At 67.2% G+C, this 17,783-nt stretch carries 14 protein-coding genes; 3 read left to right on the top strand and 11 right to left on the bottom strand.

The annotated features are described in order from the left end of the window. Positions 1 to 128: 128 nt before the first annotated feature. The 11 genes from DYI37_RS17800 to DYI37_RS17750 form a co-directional block, all read right to left on the bottom strand. A complete protein-coding gene (locus DYI37_RS17800; protein WP_158555210.1) occupies positions 129 to 980 on the bottom strand; it encodes an MBL fold metallo-hydrolase in 852 nt (283 codons plus the stop codon). Next, positions 973 to 4,758, bottom strand: coding sequence for a cobaltochelatase subunit CobN (cobN, locus tag DYI37_RS17795; protein ID WP_116684624.1), 3,786 nt, complete (start codon positions 4,756 to 4,758; stop codon positions 973 to 975). Before cobN ends, DYI37_RS17800 begins: the two co-directional genes overlap by 8 nt. Before the next feature lie 10 nt (positions 4,759 to 4,768). Next, positions 4,769 to 5,857: a cobalamin biosynthesis protein CobW gene (cobW, locus tag DYI37_RS17790; RefSeq protein WP_116684623.1), complete on the bottom strand. Its 1,089-nt coding sequence runs from the start codon at positions 5,855 to 5,857 to the stop codon at positions 4,769 to 4,771. Between the two features lie 192 nt (positions 5,858 to 6,049). Then, the gene (locus DYI37_RS17785) at positions 6,050 to 7,504 is read right to left on the bottom strand and encodes an alpha,alpha-trehalose-phosphate synthase (UDP-forming) (protein ID WP_116684622.1); all 1,455 of its coding nucleotides are present in this window, start codon (positions 7,502 to 7,504) and stop codon (positions 6,050 to 6,052) included. Positions 7,505 to 7,506: 2 nt separating this feature from the next. Further along, the gene (gene otsB / locus DYI37_RS17780; RefSeq protein WP_116684685.1) at positions 7,507 to 8,268 is read right to left on the bottom strand and encodes a trehalose-phosphatase; all 762 of its coding nucleotides are present in this window, start codon (positions 8,266 to 8,268) and stop codon (positions 7,507 to 7,509) included. Positions 8,269 to 8,341: 73 nt separating this feature from the next. Then, positions 8,342 to 9,148: an N-acetylmuramidase domain-containing protein gene (locus tag DYI37_RS17775; protein ID WP_116684621.1), complete on the bottom strand. Its 807-nt coding sequence runs from the start codon at positions 9,146 to 9,148 to the stop codon at positions 8,342 to 8,344. Positions 9,149 to 9,334: 186 nt separating this feature from the next. Next, entirely contained in the window at positions 9,335 to 10,588 is a 1,254-nt protein-coding gene (locus tag DYI37_RS17770) for a D-amino acid dehydrogenase (protein ID WP_116684684.1), read from the bottom strand. A gap of 208 nt (positions 10,589 to 10,796) precedes the next feature. Next, a complete protein-coding gene (locus DYI37_RS17765; protein WP_116684683.1) occupies positions 10,797 to 11,894 on the bottom strand; it encodes a TRAP transporter substrate-binding protein in 1,098 nt (365 codons plus the stop codon). 234 nt (positions 11,895 to 12,128) lie between these two features. Further along, complete coding sequence (locus DYI37_RS17760; RefSeq protein ID WP_116684620.1) at positions 12,129 to 12,875, bottom strand: DUF6894 family protein; 747 nt, start codon at positions 12,873 to 12,875, stop codon at positions 12,129 to 12,131. Positions 12,876 to 13,222: 347 nt separating this feature from the next. Continuing rightward, positions 13,223 to 14,215 carry an adenosylcobinamide-phosphate synthase CbiB gene (gene cbiB / locus DYI37_RS17755; RefSeq protein WP_116684619.1) on the bottom strand — a complete coding sequence of 331 codons (993 nt, stop codon included), beginning with the start codon at positions 14,213 to 14,215 and terminating at the stop codon, positions 13,223 to 13,225. A 147-nt stretch (positions 14,216 to 14,362) separates the two neighbouring features. Continuing rightward, the gene (locus DYI37_RS17750) at positions 14,363 to 14,626 is read right to left on the bottom strand and encodes an SMc00767 family acetate metabolism repressor (RefSeq protein WP_116684618.1); all 264 of its coding nucleotides are present in this window, start codon (positions 14,624 to 14,626) and stop codon (positions 14,363 to 14,365) included. A 347-nt stretch (positions 14,627 to 14,973) separates the two neighbouring features. Between DYI37_RS17750 and DYI37_RS20455 the strand changes: the two genes are divergently transcribed. The 3 genes from DYI37_RS20455 (at position 14,974) to DYI37_RS17740 (ending at position 17,610) form a co-directional block, all read left to right on the top strand. Continuing rightward, positions 14,974 to 15,108 (top strand): hypothetical protein, encoded by a 135-nt coding sequence (locus DYI37_RS20455; protein ID WP_280987355.1) that lies wholly within the window; start codon positions 14,974 to 14,976, stop codon positions 15,106 to 15,108. Positions 15,109 to 15,150: 42 nt separating this feature from the next. Beyond that, positions 15,151 to 16,584 carry a helix-turn-helix domain-containing protein gene (locus DYI37_RS17745; RefSeq protein WP_116684617.1) on the top strand — a complete coding sequence of 478 codons (1,434 nt, stop codon included), beginning with the start codon at positions 15,151 to 15,153 and terminating at the stop codon, positions 16,582 to 16,584. Between the two features lie 231 nt (positions 16,585 to 16,815). Then, a complete protein-coding gene (locus tag DYI37_RS17740) occupies positions 16,816 to 17,610 on the top strand; it encodes an aspartyl/asparaginyl beta-hydroxylase domain-containing protein (protein ID WP_116684616.1) in 795 nt (264 codons plus the stop codon). Positions 17,611 to 17,783 lie beyond the last annotated feature (173 nt).

Below are 17,783 nucleotides of genomic sequence, written 5' to 3'. Positions count from 1 at the left end.
GCCCCGCTTCGAGGAGAAGTTCGAAGGAGAGAATGTCTGAGAGTTTTTAAGGAAGACATAAACCGTCGAGGCCAATGTGGCCGCCGGAACACGGAACCCTGTCAAAGCCTTGTTTCCGTTCGCGTATTTTAATCGAGGGCGAACGGACCCTCGCTCGTCACGGGGTCCGGCCCGCTGATCGCGCCGCGCGCGTGGAGCTCGGCGAGATGGGCCTTCACCGAATAGGACGCGGCGATGGCGAGCGGGCCTTCGAGATTGGGATAGAGGCGCGCGACGAGATCGTGAAGGCGCGCCGGCCCCTCCTTAAGCGCTGCGAGAATCATCGCCTCGCGCTGGGCGCGATGGGCAAGGATGCTGCGCACGAGGCGGTGGGGCTGGGCGACCGGATCGCCATGGCCCGGCAGGTAGAGATCGTCCTTGCGGGCGAGCAGCACCGATAGCGAGGCCCGGTAATTACGCATCGAGCCGTCCGGCGGGATGATTACTGTGGTCGACCAGCCCATCACATGGTCGCCGGAAAACAGGAGGCCGGTTTCGGGCAGCGCGAAGGACAGGTGGTCTGAGGTATGGCCGGGCGTTGCGACGACCTCGACCGGGTGGCCGGCGAGGTCGAGCCTCTGTCCGTCGGCGAGCGTCTCGTCCGGAACGAGGGCGCCGAAATCGACCGATGCCTGATAGGACCGCTCCGGCGAGGCGGCCGCGAGAAGCGGAGCATCGAAAAGGGTCCTCGCCCGGGCGACGAGCCCGCTATGGTCGCCATGGCGATGGGTGAGGACGAGGGCCTCGACACGCCGCCCGGCGACGGCCCGCGACAAAGCTTCAAGATGAGCCTCGTCCTCGGGACCGGGATCGAGGACGAAGCAGGCCTCCTCGTCGCCCACCACATAGCTGTTCGTCCCGCGAAAGGTCATCGGGCCGGGATTGTTCGCGGTGACCCGGACAATGCCGTTCGGAAGGGCGGTCGAAGCGGTGTCAGCCATGGCCGGCCTTTCCTTCGGCAGACGACTCTTCGGTCGGAGTCTCGCCGCCAGCATTCAGGATCGCACCGAGTTCGGCCGGTGCCGAATTGCTGCGCGGGGACCACAGCCCGCGCCCGATCGCCTCGGCCAGCCGGTCGGCGAGTTCCCGGAAGGCGTCCGGATTGTTCTCCTCCATGAAGGCCCGCACGTCCCGGTCGAGGACGAAGGCCCGATAGACCGCGTCGAAGTGATGATCCTTCACCGCCCCGGTCGTCGCGGCGAAGGCGAACATGTAGTCCACCGTCGCTGTGATCTCGAAGGCGCCCTTGTAGCCGTGGCGCATGACGCCCGCGATCCATTTCGGATTGACGACGCGGGCCCGCACGACGCGGCCGATCTCCTCGTCGAGCGCGCGGATCACCGGACGCTCCGGCCGGGAGTGGTCGTTGTGATAGATCGCGGGACGGCGGCCGGAGAGGTGTTCGACGGCCGCCGTCATGCCGCCCTCGAACTGGTAGTAGTCGTCGGAATCGAGAAGGTCGTGCTCGCGATTGTCCTGGTTCTGGACGACGGCCTCCACGCCTTCGAGCCGCCGCTCCAGGCCGTCGCGTTCGGCGACGCCCTCGACGCCCTGCCCGTAGGCATAGGCGCCCCAGGTCAGATAGCTCTCGGCGAGATCGGAGGCCTGGTTCCAGCCCTTCTCGTCGATGAGTGCCTGAAGACCGGCGCCGTAGGCACCGGGCCTGGAGCCGTAGACGCGGAAGCCCGCCCGGCGCTTCGCTTCCTCCTCGCCGAGCCCCGTTCCCATCAGCTCCGCAGTCTCGCGGGCGATGCGCTCGGCGATCGGATTGTCGTCCGCGTCCTCTTCGAGGGCCGCCACCGCCCGCACGGCGCGGTCGAAGAGCGCGATCTGCTCGGGAAAAGCGTCGCGGAAGAAGCCGGAAATGCGCAAGGTGACGTCCACCCGGGGCCGGCCGAGTTCGGCCTGGGTGAGAATGCGAAAGCCCGTCACCCGGCGCGAGGCGCGGTCCCATTCGGGCTTCACGCCGATCAGCGCGAGGGCCTGGGCGATGTCGTCGCCGCCGGTGCGCATATTGGACGTGCCCCAGGCCGTGAGCCCGATGCTGCGGGGATAGTCCCCATGGTCCTGCATATGCCGCGTGACGAGACGTTCGGCGGACTTCGCGCCGAGTTCGTAGGCGGCCTCGGTCGGAACGGCTCGGGTATCGACCGAGAAGAAGTTGCGACCCGTCGGCAAGACGTCCGGCCGCCCGCGGGTCGGAGCGCCCGAGGGGCCGGGCTCGACGAAGCGTCCGGCGAGCCCCTCAAGAAGCCCGGCGATCTCGGCCGGGCCGCACGCCTTAACGCGCGGCAGGAGATCGGCGCGGATCGCGTCGAGGACGAGCGCCGTCCGGGGCATGTCCTCCGCCCCGCTCTCGCCGGAGACGAGACGGGCGGCGAGAAGCTCGATCCGCTCCACCGTATCGCCATGGCTGCGCCAGGCGTCATCAGTGGGATTTGCGAGCCGGTCGGGACGCGGCCCGTTCCAAAGCGCGGCCATGGCGCAATCGAGGGGGTCGAAATCCGATGCCTCGCCCAGGAGATCGGCCGCGATCGCCCGGTGCAGCGAGGCCTCGCCCGGCCCCCGCCCGCGCGGCAGGCGGGCGAGCGCCACCGTCAGATCGGTGAGGAGCCGGCCCTCGGGCGCCTTGCCGAAGACGTGCAGCCCGTCGCGGATCTGCATCTCCTTCAGGTCGCAGAGATAGGCGTCGAGCTTTTCGAGCGCGGTCTCCTCGCTCTCGCGCGCATCGATCCCCGCATCCTCGTCGAGGCCGATATCGCGCACGAGATCGAGAATTCGGGGCTTCAGGAGCGCGAGCCGGCGCGGATCTGCGCCCGACGCCTCGTAATATTCGTCGACCAGGGCTTCGAGATCCTTCAGGTCTCCATAGGTCTCGGCCCGCGTCAGCGGCGGCGTCAGGTGATCGAGGATCACCGCGCTCGTGCGGCGCTTGGCCTGGGTGCCCTCGCCCGGATCGTTGACGATGAAGGGATAGAGATGGGGGACGGGGCCGAGAACGGCCTCCGGGAAGCAGTCCTCAGACAGGGCCAGCGCCTTGCCGGGCAACCATTCCAGATTGCCGTGCTTGCCCATGTGGATCACGGCATCGACATCCGCGTGCCGGCGCAGGAAGGCGTAGAAGGCCAAGTAGTTGTGCGGCGGCACGAGATCCGGGGCGTGATAGGTCTCCTTCGGATCGATGTTGTAGCCCCGCGCCGGCTGGATGCCGACGACGCTCCGCCCGAAGCGGGCGAGCGGCAGGGCGAAGGCCGCCCTCCCGTTCACCTGCGTCACGAACGGGTCGTCTGCCGCCTCGCCCCAGCGTTCGGTCACCTGCGAGCGAACGCTCTGCGGCAGGGTCTCGAAGAAGGCGCGATAGTCGTCGAGGCCGAGGGTCTCGCGGATCGTCCGGCCCTCGAGCCCCGCATTGGTCGGCCCGGCGATGAGGAACTCGACCAGCGCATTGCCGCCATCCGGCACCGCGCCCAGTTCGTAGCCGGCGGCCTTCATCGCGCGCAGCACCTCGATCGTGCCGGCGGGCGTGTCGAGGCCGACGCCGTTGCCGATGCGCCCGTCGCGATTGGGATAATTGGCAAGGACGAGCGCGATGCTCTTCTCGCCGTTCGGCGCCGCGCGAAGCCGGGCCCACCGGGCCGTAAGTTCGGCGACGAAGCGCGTGCGATCCTCGATCGGCCTGTGGGCGACGATATCGGTCTCGGTCAGGACATCCCATTCGCCGGCGCTCTTGAAGGCGATGGCGCGGGAGAGAACGCGCCCGTCCACCTCCGGCAGGGCGACGCTCATGGCGAGATCGCGGGCCGACAATCCCTGGGTGGACGCCTGCCAGGCCGTCTCGTCGCCGCTCGAAAGAACCGCCTGGAGAACCACCGCGCCCGTCTCTTCGAGAACCGTCGGCACCCGCGCGGCACCCGGCGAGGAGACGGCAAATCCCGTGAGATTGACGACGACCTCGGGCGGATCGGCGGCGAAGATCGCCCGCACTGTCTCGACGGAGACCGGGTCCTTGAGACTGGAGACGTAGATCGGATGGGGTTCGAGACCGGCATCCGCCATCGCCCCCGCCAGTGCCTCGACGGCCCCGGTCTGGCCGCTTTCGACGAGGGCCCGGTAGAAGACGATCGCAGCCCTCGGGCGCGGTCTTCCGGCTTCCGCTTCGTCGCCCGTACCCGCGCGTGGCCTGAGGCGTCCGGCCTTGAGAAGCGGGCGCGCCTCGTCGGGCATCTCGCCGCCATCGAGAAGCGCCCGGCAGGCGAGAAGAAAGCGCTCCGCGTTCTCCGCCCCGCCCTCGATCAGATAGCGCCAGAGCCGTTCGCTCGTTGCGCCATCGAGGCGGTTATAGGGATGAAGGCCCGGATCCGGCTTGTCGTCTCCCGGCAGGACTGAGAGAAGCGCGCCCGAGGCCTGGACGCTGGCGAGCAGCGCATCGAGCCCATAGGGCCAGTAACCACGCCCGCCCAGCAGCCGTACGACGACCAGCCGCGCATGGCGCACGGTCCGCTCCACATAGGCGTCCACCGACATCGGATGCTTGAGCCGCAGGAGATTGGCGAGGCGAAGGCCGGGCGCCTCCCCGCCCAGCCTGCGGGCAGCGCCCGCAAGGCTCGCGATCTCCGTATCGGCCGCCGTCAGGACGACCAGATCGGCGGGCGACTGGCCGAGATCGACCGCCTCGCCGCCATCGTCGATCGTCCCCTTCTGGGCGAGAAGAAGATGCATGAAACCGGGGCTACTCGGCCGCCTGCCGGGCGCCCGTCTCGATCATCTGAGCGAGGTCCCCGGCGATCGCCGCCCGAGTCGCCTCGTCGAGCCCGTCGTGAAGGCCGATGACGACGAGGCGCGAGGCCCGCGTCTCGCCCGCCTTCCAGGGCCGGTCGAAATAGGTCTCGACCCGCTTGCCGACGGCCTGGACGACGAGGCGCATCGTCTTGCCCGGCACCTCGGCGAAGCCCTTCAGGCGCAGGATGTCGTAGCGCGACAGAAGCTCGGGGAGCGCGGCCGCGAAGGCCTCGCGATCGGCGAGCGCGCCGGCTTCCACGACGAAGCTCTCGAACTCGTCGTGATCGTGGTCGTGCTCCTCGCCGGTCTCGTGTTCCATCTCGTGATGGGACTTGCGGTCGGCGATCAGGTCCTCGGTTCCGGCGCGAATGCCGAGGAGAACGTCGGTCGCGAGCCGGCCGAGCTCGCTGACGACGGTGCGCACGCTGCGGGCGGTCTTCTGACCGACTTCGTCCTTCACCCGGGCGAGCGCCTCGGCATCGATCAGATCGGCCTTGTTGAGAACGACGAGATCGGCGGCGCGCAACTGGTCCTCGAACAGCTCCTCCAGCGGATTGTCGTGATCGAGGCTCTCGTCGGCGAGACGCTGGGCGGCGACCCGGTCCTCGTCCTCGGCAAAGCGCCCTTCCGAGACCGCCGCCGCGTCCACCACGGTCACGACGCCGTCGACGGTGACCCGCGTCTTCATCTCAGGCCAGTTGAAGGCTGCGACGAGCGGCTGGGGCAGCGCGAGGCCGCTCGTCTCGATGACGATGTGATCGGGCGCATCGGGGCGCGCGAGCAGCTTTTCCATGGTCGGAATGAAGTCGTCGGCCACGGTGCAGCAGATGCAGCCATTGGTCAGTTCGACGACGTCGTCCTCGCTGCAGGTCTCGATGCCGCAGCCGGTGAGGATGTCCCCGTCGACGCCGAGATCGCCGAATTCGTTGATGATGAGCGCGATCTTCCGCCCGCCCGCGTTCTGCAGCATGTTGCGGATGATCGTCGTCTTGCCGGCCCCGAGGAACCCGGTGACGACGGTGGCAGGAATCTTCGACATGGGTGCCCGCAGCCTTGATTGACGATTGATGAGCCGCGCCGTTCGGGCGGCCTTGTCCGGCCCACCTTGTGGCGCAAGACGCGGCAAAGGTCGAGGGCGGGCGCTCGACCCCGTTCATGGGAAAAGCTCCCTCGAGCCTCGGACCCGATTCGAGAATTGGGCCCGGGTTTCGGTCCGATGCTGTGGGCCGCCTCAGGCCGGGCTCTTACCCCCGGTGCCGCCCGCCTCGTCGTGGCTCGCCTCCAGCCGGTCGAGGAAGGTCTGGCACCAGTGCTGGGCGGTTCCCGTGAACACCGCCTCGCGCATCACCTGCCAGCGCCGCTTGCGCTCTTCCAGCGGCATCGTGAGCCCCTTCTGGAGGGCTGCGGCCACATCGTCCGTGTTGTAGGGATTGACCGTGATGCAGCCGCCCTTGAGTTCGGCCAGCGCGCCGGCAAAGCGCGACAGGACGAGGACGCCGGGATCGTCGGGGTCCTGGGCGGCGACGAATTCCTTGGCGACGAGGTTCATCCCGTCCCGCAAGGGGGTGACGAGGCAGACCCGCGCGGCCCTGTAGATGCCGGCCAGCGCCTTGCGGGTGAAGCCCCGCGTCATCATCTGCAGCGGCGTCCAGTCGAGGGTCGCGAACCGGCCGTTCAGATGGCCGGCGGTGTGCTCCAGCTGATGGCGCAGATCGGCATAGGCGTCGACTTCCGAGCGCGAGAGCGGGGCGACCTGAAGGAAGATCGCGTTGCCGCGGTTTTCGGGATAGTCCTCCAGCAGCCGCTCGAAACCGTAGAAGCGTTCGAGCAGACCCTTCGAATAGTCCATCCGGTCGACGCCGACGATCAGCTTGCGGCCGCCCTCCTCGCCCTCGGGCGCGCCCCTTCTGCGGGAGATGTCGCGAAGCATTTCCTCGTGTTCGCCGGCCTCGGGCGAGACGGCGAACCGGGCATAGGCCTCCGCATCGATGCCGATCGGAAAGGCGCGGGTGATCACGGTCCGGTCTCCGACGCGCAACCGCTCCTCGTCGAGCTCCTCGCCGCCGAGCTCCCCGGTGCAGAAATTGACGAAATTCCGCCGGTCCCGCTCGGTCTGGAAGCCGACGAGGTCATAGGCGAGCATCGCGCGCACGATGTCGTGGCTTGCCGGAAGCGCCGAGAAGACCTCCGGGGAGCAGAAGGGAATGTGCAGGAAGTAGCCGAGCCGGCCCTTATAGCCGGCCTGGCGCAGCTCCGAGCCCATGTAGAAGAAGTGATAGTCGTGGACCCAGACGAGGTCGCCCTCCCTCAGATGGGGCATCAGGCGAACCGCGAAGCGGTGGTTCACATTGCGATAGATCCGGTCCGAGGCGCGATCGAATTCGGCGAGATCGAGCCGGTAGTGGAGCAGCGGCCAGAGCGAGCGGTTGGCGTAATCGAGGTAGAACCCCTTCAGCTCCTCCTCGGTCAGGTCGATCGTGGTCATCTCCACGTTCTCCTGAACCTCGGTCTTCTCCCGCGACTGGGTGCCTTCGGCGGAGGTCTCGCCGCTCCAGCCGAACCAGAGACCGCCATGGCGCTTCAGGGCATCGGAGAGCCCCACCACGAGCCCGCCGGCCTGCCCCTCGTCGCTCAAGGGTCCGACACGATTGGAGACAGCGACAAGACGGGACTGCGTCTCAGCCATGATCAATGATCCTCGTTCGACCTGAAACTCTCTAGAGATGCGGCGATCCAGTCGTGCACCGCGCGAACATCGGAGAGACGAAACTCTGCGACGCTCTCCTTCTCTCCGACCTTGACCGCGACACCGCCGCGCTCCCTGACGACCTTGAGCGCGTATTCGTCGGTCGTATCGTCGCCCGCATAGAGGGGCACACGCCCCTCGAAGGGAGCCGACCCCAGCATCGCCTCCAGCGCCCGGCCCTTGTCCATGCCGGCCGGATGGATCTCGACGATCATGTCGCCCTCCATCACCAGGAGATCGTCCCGGTCGCCGACGGCCTTGCGCATCCCCTCGCGCGCCGCCTCTTCGAGATGAGGTACGGTCCGGTAATGGAGGACGAGGGCGAGCCCCTTGTCCTCGAAGCCGAGCTGCGGATGCTCGTCGAGCAGCGGCTTCAAACCCTCGCGCACGGGGTCGAGTTCGTCCGCCGTCATCAGCCGCTCGACCGTTCCGCCGGGCGCGCCGCGCCGTTCGAGACCGTGGACGCCGGCGGCGGCGAACCGCATGGGCGAGAGGAACCGGTCGAGATCGGAAATCTTTCGGCCGCTGACGATCGCGAGCGCGCCGCCGCAGGCCTCCTGAAGCGCCATCAGGGGCTCCAGCGTGCCATCGGGCAGCGCGACCGCGTCCGGGTCGTCGACGAGGGGGGCGAGCGTGCCGTCGAAGTCGAGAAAGACGGCGTGGCGCCGGGGATCGATGGGCGGGGGTGTGGTCGGTCTGGTCATCCTGTCTTGCGACATAGTGCCGGGGCGCGGACCGCCAACCGTTCACACGATCGCCGGTCCGCCCGCCCGGTCGTCAGATCGACAGTCCGCGCCGGGTCGCGGCATCGGCGGCGCCCGTCACAGGCAGCCCCTTCGCGCCCTGCCAGAGCGACAGGGCCGCCTCGGTGCGCGGCCCGAAAATGCCGTCGGTCTCGATCACCGCGCCCCTGCCGCGAAGCGCGATCTGAAGGCGCATGACGCCCGCGCCTCTCGCACCCCGGGCGAGCCAGTCGCCATCCTGCGCCTCGGCGAGAAGGATTTCGGCCCGCGCCAGCGCCGCCGAGATCTTCTCGTCATAGCGATTGCTGCGATAGGCCGGACCATTATAGCGGCGCGAGAAGCCGGCGACGTCGCCATCGGCGAGACGGGCGGCGAGATTGCCCCTGGAGAGGAAGCGGGCCGCGAGCGTGAACTGCCCCTCGATCGACAGCCTCGCCTCCCGTGCGAGCGCCTCGGCCGTGCCGTAGCCGAGGAGGCCCGCATGGGCGCCCATCACCTGGCAGAGCCCCCAGGAGACCGAAGCGCAGGCCGCTTCGCGGTCGATATCGGCCGCCCGTTCGAACAGGGCCCAGCGTGCGCTCTGGGTCGCCGGATTGCGGATGCGCCCGGCGCGCGGATGGGCAAGGCCTGCGCCGCGCGCGGTCTCGCGCCTGGCCTCGGAGAGATGCCGATCGAAATAATGGCCCTCGAACCGGATCAGCGGCAGGGCCGCACCCTCGATCTCGACGAAGGGGGTCGCCCGCGTCTCCACCATCGCCACCGCGAGGAGAATCGCCGGCCGAACGCCGCTTTCCGCGCCCACGCGCCGGGCGCCCTCGATCACCTGTCTGTCGACCGCCATGCCGTTCTCCTTCCTGTCCCATCCGATAACGAGACGTGAAGGATGCATGAAGCGGCAGACCCCGCGGACAAGATGGGCGATCGGTGGGGACAAGTCCGGCCCCGCTCCGGCATCGGACCGAACCGTGGCCCCGGTTTTCAAGACCACCCGATGCGTCGGCCGGAAACCGGAGACCAAGCCCGCGTCTCAGGCCGCCTTCGGCGCGTTCCGGCCCGCTGCGAAGGCCTCGGCGACCTCGGCCGCAACCGTTTCGGCGGTGATCGCCCCCAGCGTCCAGCCGAGATGGCCGTGGCCGGTATTGTAGAACACCGTGCGCGCCCTGCCTCGGCCGACCTTCGGCATCATGTCCGGCATCATCGGCCGAAGACCCGCCCAGGATTCGTAATCCGCGAGCGAGACGCCGGGAAAGCGGGTGCGGCACCAGGCGAGAAGCGGCTCGATGCGCTCCTGGCGCACCGTGCGGTTCTCGCCCGCGAACTCCGCCGTGCCGGCGACGCGCAGCCTTTGGCCGAGCCGCGTTCCGACGATCTTCGCCTCGTCGTCGAGGATCGAGACATGGGGCGCGGCCGTCCGGCTCGGCTCGTCCTTCAGGGGAACGGTGATCGAATAGCCCTTGACCGGATAGATATTGATGCGGTCGCCGAGCCCTCTGGCGATCGCCCGGCTGGACACGCCGGCGCAGACGACGACGGCGTCGAAGCTCTCGGTGCGCGTCCGCCGCTCGCCGCCCGCCTCGCGCACGGTGACGTCCGCCCGCTCGTCGTCCGCCCGGGTGCCCACGACCTCGGTGCCGAAGAAGAGCTTTGCACCGCGCCGCGCGCAGGCCTCGGCAAGGCCCCTCGTGAAGGTGTGGATATCGCCGGTGAAATCGCTCTCGGTGAAATAGCCGCCGACGAACTTCCCCGTCACGGCCGGCTCGATCACCGCGATCTCCTGCGGCGTGACATATCGGCGGGAAAGGCCGCCGCGATCGAGGAGCGCGTTCACCTCGCGCGCATGGGCGAGTTCCTTCTCGTCCTCGAAGATGTGCAGGATGCCGCGTTTCTCGATGTCGAACTCGATCCCTTCCTTGTCCGCCATCTCCAGAAGATGACGGCGAGCGGCGATCGCCATCTCGGTGGTGCGGATCGTGTTCTCCTCGTAGGAGCGCGCGGCGAGCACGAACTGGAGCATCCAGGACAATTTGTGGGGCGTGGGCGCGGGATGGACGAGCAGCGGCGCATCGCGCGTGAACATCCATTTCAGCCCCTTGAGAAAGGTGCCGGGACGGTTCCAGACCTCGGCATTGGAGGCCGAGAGCTGTCCGGCATTGGCGAAGGACGTGTCGAGAGCGGCCCCGTCATGGCGCTCGAACACCGTCACGTCGAAGCCGCGTTCCAGAAGCTTGTAGGCGGTGGTGATGCCGGTGATGCCGGCTCCCAGAATGGCGACGGACCTCATGTGATCGCTCCATGCGCGAGAATGGCGTGCCGAGAACATCGGTGACGGACGGGTCACCGCATTCGAGGCGTCCGCAAGAGTGCGTCCCGCCCGCGTGCAATGCAACCACGGGCGGGACGCCTTCGCAAACGCAAAAACCCCGGACGTCTCCGCCCGGGGCTTGCATGTCGCAGAAACGGCCCGCCGGGAAGACCCGCCGGCCACCCGATCAGATCGCGCCGTTGCGCTGCTGGATCATCATGAAGGTGTCGTAGGTGTATTCGGCGAGCTGCGCCCAGAGATAGGCGTCCCGCTTGAATTCCAGCTGGTTCTCGTAGATCGACTGGAAGGTCGGGTTCGAGGCGCCGATCTCCGCATAGACCTCCTTGGAGGCGTCGTAGGCCGCCTGGAGAATGTCCTGGCTGAAGGAGCGCAGCTTGGCGCCCTGATTGACGAGGGTCTTGATCGCCGCCGGGTTCTTGTAGTCGTAATTGGCGGTCATGTCGCAATTGGCCGCCTGGCAGGCGGCGGTGAGCAGCGACTGGTAGCTCTTGGGCAGCTCGTTCCACTTCTCCAGATTGATGAAGCTGTGGACGGTAGGGCCACCCTCCCACCAGCCGGGATAGTAGTAGAACGGGGCGACCTTCACGAAGCCGAGCTTCTCGTCGTCATAGGGACCGACGAATTCGGCGCCGTCGATCACGCCCTTTTCGAGCGCCGGATAGATGTCGCCGCCGGCCAGCTGCTGCGGCACGACGCCGAGCTTCTCGACGATGCGCCCGGCAAGACCCGCGATGCGGACCTTCTGTCCCTTCAGGTCCTCGAGCGAATTGATCTCGTTGCGGTACCAGCCGCCCATCTGCACGCCCGTATTGCCCGAGGGCAGGCCGTAGATGTTCTTGGTGGCGAAGAACTCGTTCATCAGCCTGTTGCCGTCGCCATGGTAGAACCAGGCATTGGTCTGGCGCGCGTTCAGCCCGAACGGGATCGAGGTGCCGAGGGCGAAGGTCGCGTCCTGGCCCCAGTAGTAATAGGAGCAGGTATGGGCCATCTCGACGGTGCCGTTCGTCACCGCATCGGCGGCCTGCAAGCCCGGAACGATCTCGCCGGCGGCAAAGACCTGGATCTCGAACTGGCCGTCGGAGCCTTCCGTCACGTATTTCGCGATGGTCAGCGAGGCGTCGTAGAGCGTGTCGAGCGATTTGGGGAAGGAGGAGGTCATGCGCCACTGGAGCTTGGGCCTGTCCTGCGCGATCGCGGGCGCGGCGAGCCCCGTCACACCGGCGGCGCCGACGGCCGCACCGGTGATGAATTTGCGTCTGTCCATGGGGTCCTCCGATAGCATGGGCGCGTGGTTTGCCTGGAGCATCGGACCGAAAGGTGGGCCCGGTTTCCGGGCCATCCGATGCGTCAGCAAGAAACAGGAGCCGCGGACCCGAATCTTTAAATCGGGTTCGAAGCTCTAAAGGGCTTACATTATCGACGGGGGGCTGGGAAAGCGGTTTCTGAGGTCCGCGAGGCGCCTTCCGGCCGCCGGATGGAAGACCCGGCCGGGCCTCGGTCAGGCCTCGATGACGGTCAGGCGCTCGAAGATGTCGCGCGTGCGCTCGAGGCCCGGATCGACCACGGGCCGCCCGTAATGCACGATCCCGCGAAGGCGCCCGTCATCGTTGAAGAGCGGCCAGTTGTTCACGTCCCAATAGCGCTCCATCCATTCGCCGCCGGAGACGAGGACGTCGTATCGCTGGTTGCTCCAGGCTTCCGGCGTATGGGTGGAGGCGATGCGTTCGACGCTTTCCTGCAGACGGCGACGGCCGGCAAACTCGTCGTTCTCGATCCGGTCGGGAAAGATCTCGAAGAAACTGCGCCCGATCATGTGGGAGACCTGGGTCACACCGGCGCCCGCGAAGGTCTGGTTCACCGCCTCGATATAGCCCGACGGCTTCAGGAGGATGGCGGCGACGGGCGAATAGAGAAATTCCGAAAAATTCGAGGGACCGGAGGCGGGATCGCGGATATCCCGCCGCTTGATGCCCGCGAACCAGCGCTCCGAGAGCGTCATGTCGACCCGCAGGTCGGATCGGACCATTTCCCGGAACGGGATTTCCATCACCAACTGGCCGTCCGCGTCGCACACTTCGAACGCGAAACCCATGGCATCGGTCCGCTGGCGCAGGAACTCCGCCACCATGTCGGGGATCTCCCGGCAGGCGGTCATGTAGGCGTCTTCGAGGGTCGCGAACGTCTGACCTTCTTCATCCAGCCGAACGTCATGCGCCGACTTGCGCAAGTGGAAGTAAAGTCTCATTCCGGCCCCAAACCGTCAAAATTGCCACGGGCGAGAAAGCCGCTCCCGGAAGACCGTATGAAAAGAGCGAATTGACCATATCACTCTTGTGGACGAATGCAAAGCGAAAGACCCGGAACCGGCGTTACTGCACGTCCGAAGAGTTTCCATTCCGTTGATTCTTCAAGCGCAGTTTTGCCGGTCGGCCGGATGTGTCTTTCCCCGGAGGTAGCGCCGGACGATTCCGATCCGCTACTCCCGGTGATGTAATGCGTTACAGGTCCGATCGTTGCCCTCCGTTCGAATGCCTGACATTGCAAGGCCACGGCTCGGCGGTTTCCCGCTCCGCGTCTTCCATCCCGGCACGTTCAGGCGAGGCCGGCGGACAGGAGGAGCGATGCGAGCATCGCAAGGCCCGCGATCCACAGGAGCCGGTCGAAGAGCCTGCGCGTCAGCCCGGTGCCGGCGGCGATATCGGCGGCAATCGCCGCGCGCCGGCCGTTCGCGTTGATGAACGGGGCTTCGACATGAAGACCGCGATAGCGGCGCGGGCCGCCGAGCGCGATGGCGAGACCCCGGGCGAGCGCGCTTTCGGGCCATCCGGCATTGGGGGAGCGATGGAGGCGGGCATCGCGGCGCACCTCGTCCATTGCCGCGCGGCGCGCCGGCCTTCCGCCCGGTACGGAGAGGCGGACATAGAGACGGGCCGTCAGGCGCGCCGGCACGAGATTGAGGAGGTCGTCGAGCCGCGCCGACGCCCACCCGAAGTCGCGATAGGTCTCGTCGAGATGGCCGACCATGGAATCGGCCGTGTTCACGGCCTTGTAGACGAGGAGACCGGGCAGGCCGAGGACGAGATAGAAGAGGAAGGGCGCGACGATCCCGTCCGATGTGTTCTCGGCGAGGCTCTCGATCGCGGCCCGGCAGACGCCCGCCTCGTCGAGTTCGCTGACGTCGCGGCCGACGATCTGGGCCACCGCCGCGCGGCCGGCTTCCAGCCCCTCGTCCTTCAGCGCGGTCTCCACCGCTCCCACATGGTCGAGAAGGCTCTTCTGGGCGAGGAAGACGGCGACGAGCACGATCTCGAAGACCGCGCCGACGATGCCGGCGAGCGAGAAGAGAGCGGAGAGACCGAGCCCCAGGATCGCCCCGCCGAGGACGAGGAGGAGCGCGAGGAGGCAGCCGTTGAGACGCCGCCGTCCGGAGGGCAGGTGCGGATCGTTCAGGGACCGGTCGAGCACGGCGATGAGGCCGCCGACGAGGACGACGGGGTGGCGCAGCCTGCGCCAGAGTTCGGGCGGATCGCCGACGATCCGGTCGAGAAGCGTCGCCAGGAACAGGATGGCGAGATGGGCGGTCATGGCCTTTTCGCGTGCCTTCCGTCGGCTTGGCGCCGTGCCGCTACCCTTTCGCCGGGCCCGGCCGACAGGCGTTGCCACGAAAAAGGCCGGCTCGCGGATGGCGTGCCGGCCCGGGATGTCAGGTGAGCGGGCGAAACGCCCGCCGCATCAGCTTTCGGTGCGCACGATCACCGGGATCAGAAGGTCGCCCCAATTGCCGTTTCCGGCATGGTGGCGGGCCGAGCGCACCAGTTCGACGGACACTCCGGCCTCGACCGCCTTCATCACCGACTGGTTCAGCCGGTGAAGGTCGTTGGCCAGCATGCGGATCGCCGCCTGCTGGTCGTCGCCCATCGTGCTCGACTGCTCCTCGGCGCGCTCGCGGACGCGGGTGCGCGGACGATCTTCGCCGGTGACGTTGTTCTCGCTCATGGATCTGCTCCCAGAATTCGGTTGCTGCCGTTTTGACCGTTTCCGTCCGCCTTCGCAAGGCTTGTCCCGGAAGGCCGGGCGACAAACCCACCGAAACCGCCCGGTCTTGACAGGGATACATCCGAAGCTTGTCACAGTTGTAAAGACCAGTCGCGGACCGCTATGCTCGCACCGGGTGCCGCAGGGTGAGGAGTGGCCGTGCGGCAACAGCTGCGCCTTTCCTGCAATCACTTGTATTTGTTGACCGAATTACGCCCGAAAGGACGCTCATTTGCGAATTCGCAACGGATTGGCACCAGTCTGGAGCCATACACGAAGCTGGTTCAATTCATCGGAGGGTCGCGCCCATGGTCGCGTCAGCCAAGCGCCTTCTTTCGCTTATCACCACCTCGATTCGCCCCGCCTACCGGCCGGAACGCTATTACATGCGCGGTCCGGGACCGGCCTGCGCGCGCCGCGATCAGGGGCTGACCGCCGGCTGAAGAGGCGTGCGCGCGGCATAGCGAAGGCCGGGCGCTGAGATCATGGCAGAGAGCAAGATCTTCGCCGGCCCCCGCATCCGCCGCATCCGTCACGGCCTGTCCCTCACCCAGACGGCGATGGCCGAGGAGCTGGGCATCTCGCCCAGCTATCTGAACCTCATCGAGCGCAATCAGCGCCCGCTCACGGTGCAGCTCGTCCTCAAGCTGTCGCAGACCTACGACATCGATCTCGGCGACCTGCGCGGCGGCGAGGACGAGACCCTGAGCGAACTGAAGACCCTGTTCTCAGATCCGCTCCTGTCCGGCGAGATCGCGGGCGATCAGGAACTCGGCGAGATCGCGGATGCGGCGCCGAACGCGGCCAAGGCCATCCTCAAGCTCTACCGCGCCTATCGCGAACAGCAGAGCCGGCTGACCGATCTGTCCAATCTCCTCGCCAAGGACGGACGCACCACGAGCCTTGCGGGAACGCGCCTGCCGATCAACGAGGTGCACGAGACCTTCGAGGGCCGGCCCAACTTCTTCGCCGCCATCGACACGGCCGCCGAGGCGTTCCACGAGGAGCTCGGCATCGATCCGGGCGAAGGGGCGAGCGGTCCCCTCAAGGCCTGGCTCGCGCGCGAGCGGGAGGTGACCGTGCGCGTCCTTCCGCTGAACCGCATGCCGATCTATCGGCGCCGCTTCGACCGGCATTCACGCCGCCTGTTTCTGTCCGAGCGCCTGTCCCATGCCGACCGGCTGCGCGAGATCGCGCTCCAGGCCGCCATGCTGAAATTCGGCGACGTGATCGACCGCGAATGGCGCACCTTCACCTTTTCCACCGACGAGGCGGGGCGTCTGGCGCGTTTCGAACTCCTGCGCTACGCGGCCCATGCGCTGGTCATGCCCTACAAGCTCTTCCGCGCGGCGGCCGAGAGCGAGGCCTACGACATCGACGTCCTCGCCGCCCGCTTCCAGGTCTCCTTCGAACAGGCGGCCAACCGGATGACAACGCTCCAGCGCCAGGGGGCGCCGGGCGTGCCCTTCTTCATGCAGGAGATCGACAATGCCGGCAATCACTTCCGCCGGGCCGGCGCGCGGGGCTTTCCCACCCAGCGTTTCGGCGGCGAATGCCCCAAGCTTCCCGTCCACGCCGCCTTTTCCCAGCCCGGCCACATCATCGTGGAGGTCGCCGCGATGCCCGACGGCTCGCAGTTCCTCCTCGTCGCCCGCACGCTGGAGGGCCTGCAGACCGGATTTGCCGAACGGCCCCGGCGCACCGCGATCCTCATCGGTTGCGACATCGCCTTCAAGGGCGAGACGGTCTATGGCCGCCAGCTCGGCAGCGAGACCGGCCAGGCGGGCGTCACCCCGATCGGGCAGGCCTGCAGGCTCTGCGAACGCCAGGCCTGCCTGTCGCGGGCCGAGCCGCCGCTGACCCGCCCCTCCGGCTTCGACGACATGGTGACCGGACTGTCCGCGTTTGATTTTCAGTAGCCGATGCATCAAATCGCCCGTCATGCGCGTTTCAACGCTGGATGACGGAACGATGACGATGTCCGGGCCCGGTGCCGGCGACGGTCCAGGGGCCGGCCGGTGCATCCGGGCGAATCGCGGTCGCAGCGGTTTCGAAGCATCCGTTGCGCAATCAGGAAACCGGACCCTCGGGACCCGCCGCTGAATTTCGGGGCCGAGGGCCCAGAGCGTTCGAAGTTTGGAAGAGACGTCATGAACAAGCCGGAGAGCCAGCAATCCTTCAAGACCGAGGGTCTGGAAGACACGATGGGCGGCGGCGGCATCGTCGCGCGGTCGGTGCAGAAACTGGTCGACAAGGCCGAGAAGCTGAACCTCAAGCATTCAGCCGTCGGCAATCCGCCGGTCTTCCCGACCGACGCCTTCCCCTGGGCGCGGGACGTGGAGGCCGAATGGAAGCTGATCCGCGCCGAGCTCGACAAGCTTCTCGTGCGCAAGGGCGACCTGCCGGCCTTTCACGAGATCTCCTCGGAAGTGCGCTCCATCTCCTCCGACAGCAACTGGAAGACCTTCTTCCTGTGCGGCTACGGCATCAAGTCGGAAGAGGCGATCCGCCAGTGCCCCGAGACCTGGCGCATCCTCCAGAAGATCCCCGGCCTGAAATCCGCGATGTTCTCGATCTTCGAGCCGGGCAAGCACCTGCCGCCCCATCGCGGCCCCTATAACGGCGTGTTGCGCTTCCATCTCGGCCTCATCGTCCCGGACCAGCCCGACAAGATCGGCATCCGCGTCGACGACCAGCTCTGCCACTGGGAAGAGGGCAAGGCCCTGATCTTCGACGATGCCTACGAGCACGAGGCCTGGAACCATTCGGACGAGGTCCGCGTGGTGCTGTTCGTCGATTTCGAGAAGCCCCTGAACCAGCCGGCCAAGGCCATGAACAAGGCCGTTCTCAACATGGCCGTCTTCACCCCCTTCATCCGCGAGGGCTACAAGGCCCACAAGAAATGGGAGAAGATGTTCTACGGCGAGGGCCAGAAGCACCGCTAGGCATCTGTTTCCTGCTGACGCATCGGATGGCCCGAAAACCGGGTCCAGGTTTCGGTCCGGTGCTTTAGCCGGTCATGCCGGGACGACCCGGCAAGGATCGAACACGCCGGATGCAATGGAGCGGCAATGGAGAGGCGGCGAGGATGCGCCGCCTCGTGCGGGCTGTCTTCTTG

This window comes from Fulvimarina endophytica (assembly GCF_003403015.1).
Lineage (GTDB): Bacteria > Pseudomonadota > Alphaproteobacteria > Rhizobiales > Rhizobiaceae > Fulvimarina > Fulvimarina endophytica.
Note: the sequence above shows the minus strand (reverse complement) of the source record. Positions and strands in the feature narration are given on the sequence as shown.

Excerpts from the sequence above, each read along its gene's own strand:
- DYI37_RS17785 (WP_116684622.1), bottom strand. The coding sequence starts at position 7,504 with ATGGCTGAGACGCAGTCCCGTCTTGTCGCTGTCTCCAATCGTGTCGGA.
- DYI37_RS17775 (WP_116684621.1), bottom strand. The coding sequence starts at position 9,148 with ATGGCGGTCGACAGACAGGTGATCGAGGGCGCCCGGCGCGTGGGCGCG.
- DYI37_RS17760 (WP_116684620.1), bottom strand. The coding sequence starts at position 12,875 with ATGAGACTTTACTTCCACTTGCGCAAGTCGGCGCATGACGTTCGGCTG.
- cobN (WP_116684624.1), bottom strand. The coding sequence starts at position 4,758 with ATGCATCTTCTTCTCGCCCAGAAGGGGACGATCGACGATGGCGGCGAG.
- DYI37_RS17745 (WP_116684617.1), top strand. The coding sequence starts at position 15,151 with ATGGCAGAGAGCAAGATCTTCGCCGGCCCCCGCATCCGCCGCATCCGT.
- DYI37_RS17750 (WP_116684618.1), bottom strand. The coding sequence starts at position 14,626 with ATGAGCGAGAACAACGTCACCGGCGAAGATCGTCCGCGCACCCGCGTC.
- cbiB (WP_116684619.1), bottom strand. The coding sequence starts at position 14,215 with ATGACCGCCCATCTCGCCATCCTGTTCCTGGCGACGCTTCTCGACCGG.
- DYI37_RS17770 (WP_116684684.1), bottom strand. The coding sequence starts at position 10,588 with ATGAGGTCCGTCGCCATTCTGGGAGCCGGCATCACCGGCATCACCACC.
- DYI37_RS17740 (WP_116684616.1), top strand. The coding sequence starts at position 16,816 with ATGAACAAGCCGGAGAGCCAGCAATCCTTCAAGACCGAGGGTCTGGAA.
- otsB (WP_116684685.1), bottom strand. The coding sequence starts at position 8,268 with ATGACCAGACCGACCACACCCCCGCCCATCGATCCCCGGCGCCACGCC.
- DYI37_RS20455 (WP_280987355.1), top strand. The coding sequence starts at position 14,974 with ATGGTCGCGTCAGCCAAGCGCCTTCTTTCGCTTATCACCACCTCGATT.
- DYI37_RS17765 (WP_116684683.1), bottom strand. The coding sequence starts at position 11,894 with ATGGACAGACGCAAATTCATCACCGGTGCGGCCGTCGGCGCCGCCGGT.
- cobW (WP_116684623.1), bottom strand. The coding sequence starts at position 5,857 with ATGTCGAAGATTCCTGCCACCGTCGTCACCGGGTTCCTCGGGGCCGGC.
- DYI37_RS17800 (WP_158555210.1), bottom strand. The coding sequence starts at position 980 with ATGGCTGACACCGCTTCGACCGCCCTTCCGAACGGCATTGTCCGGGTC.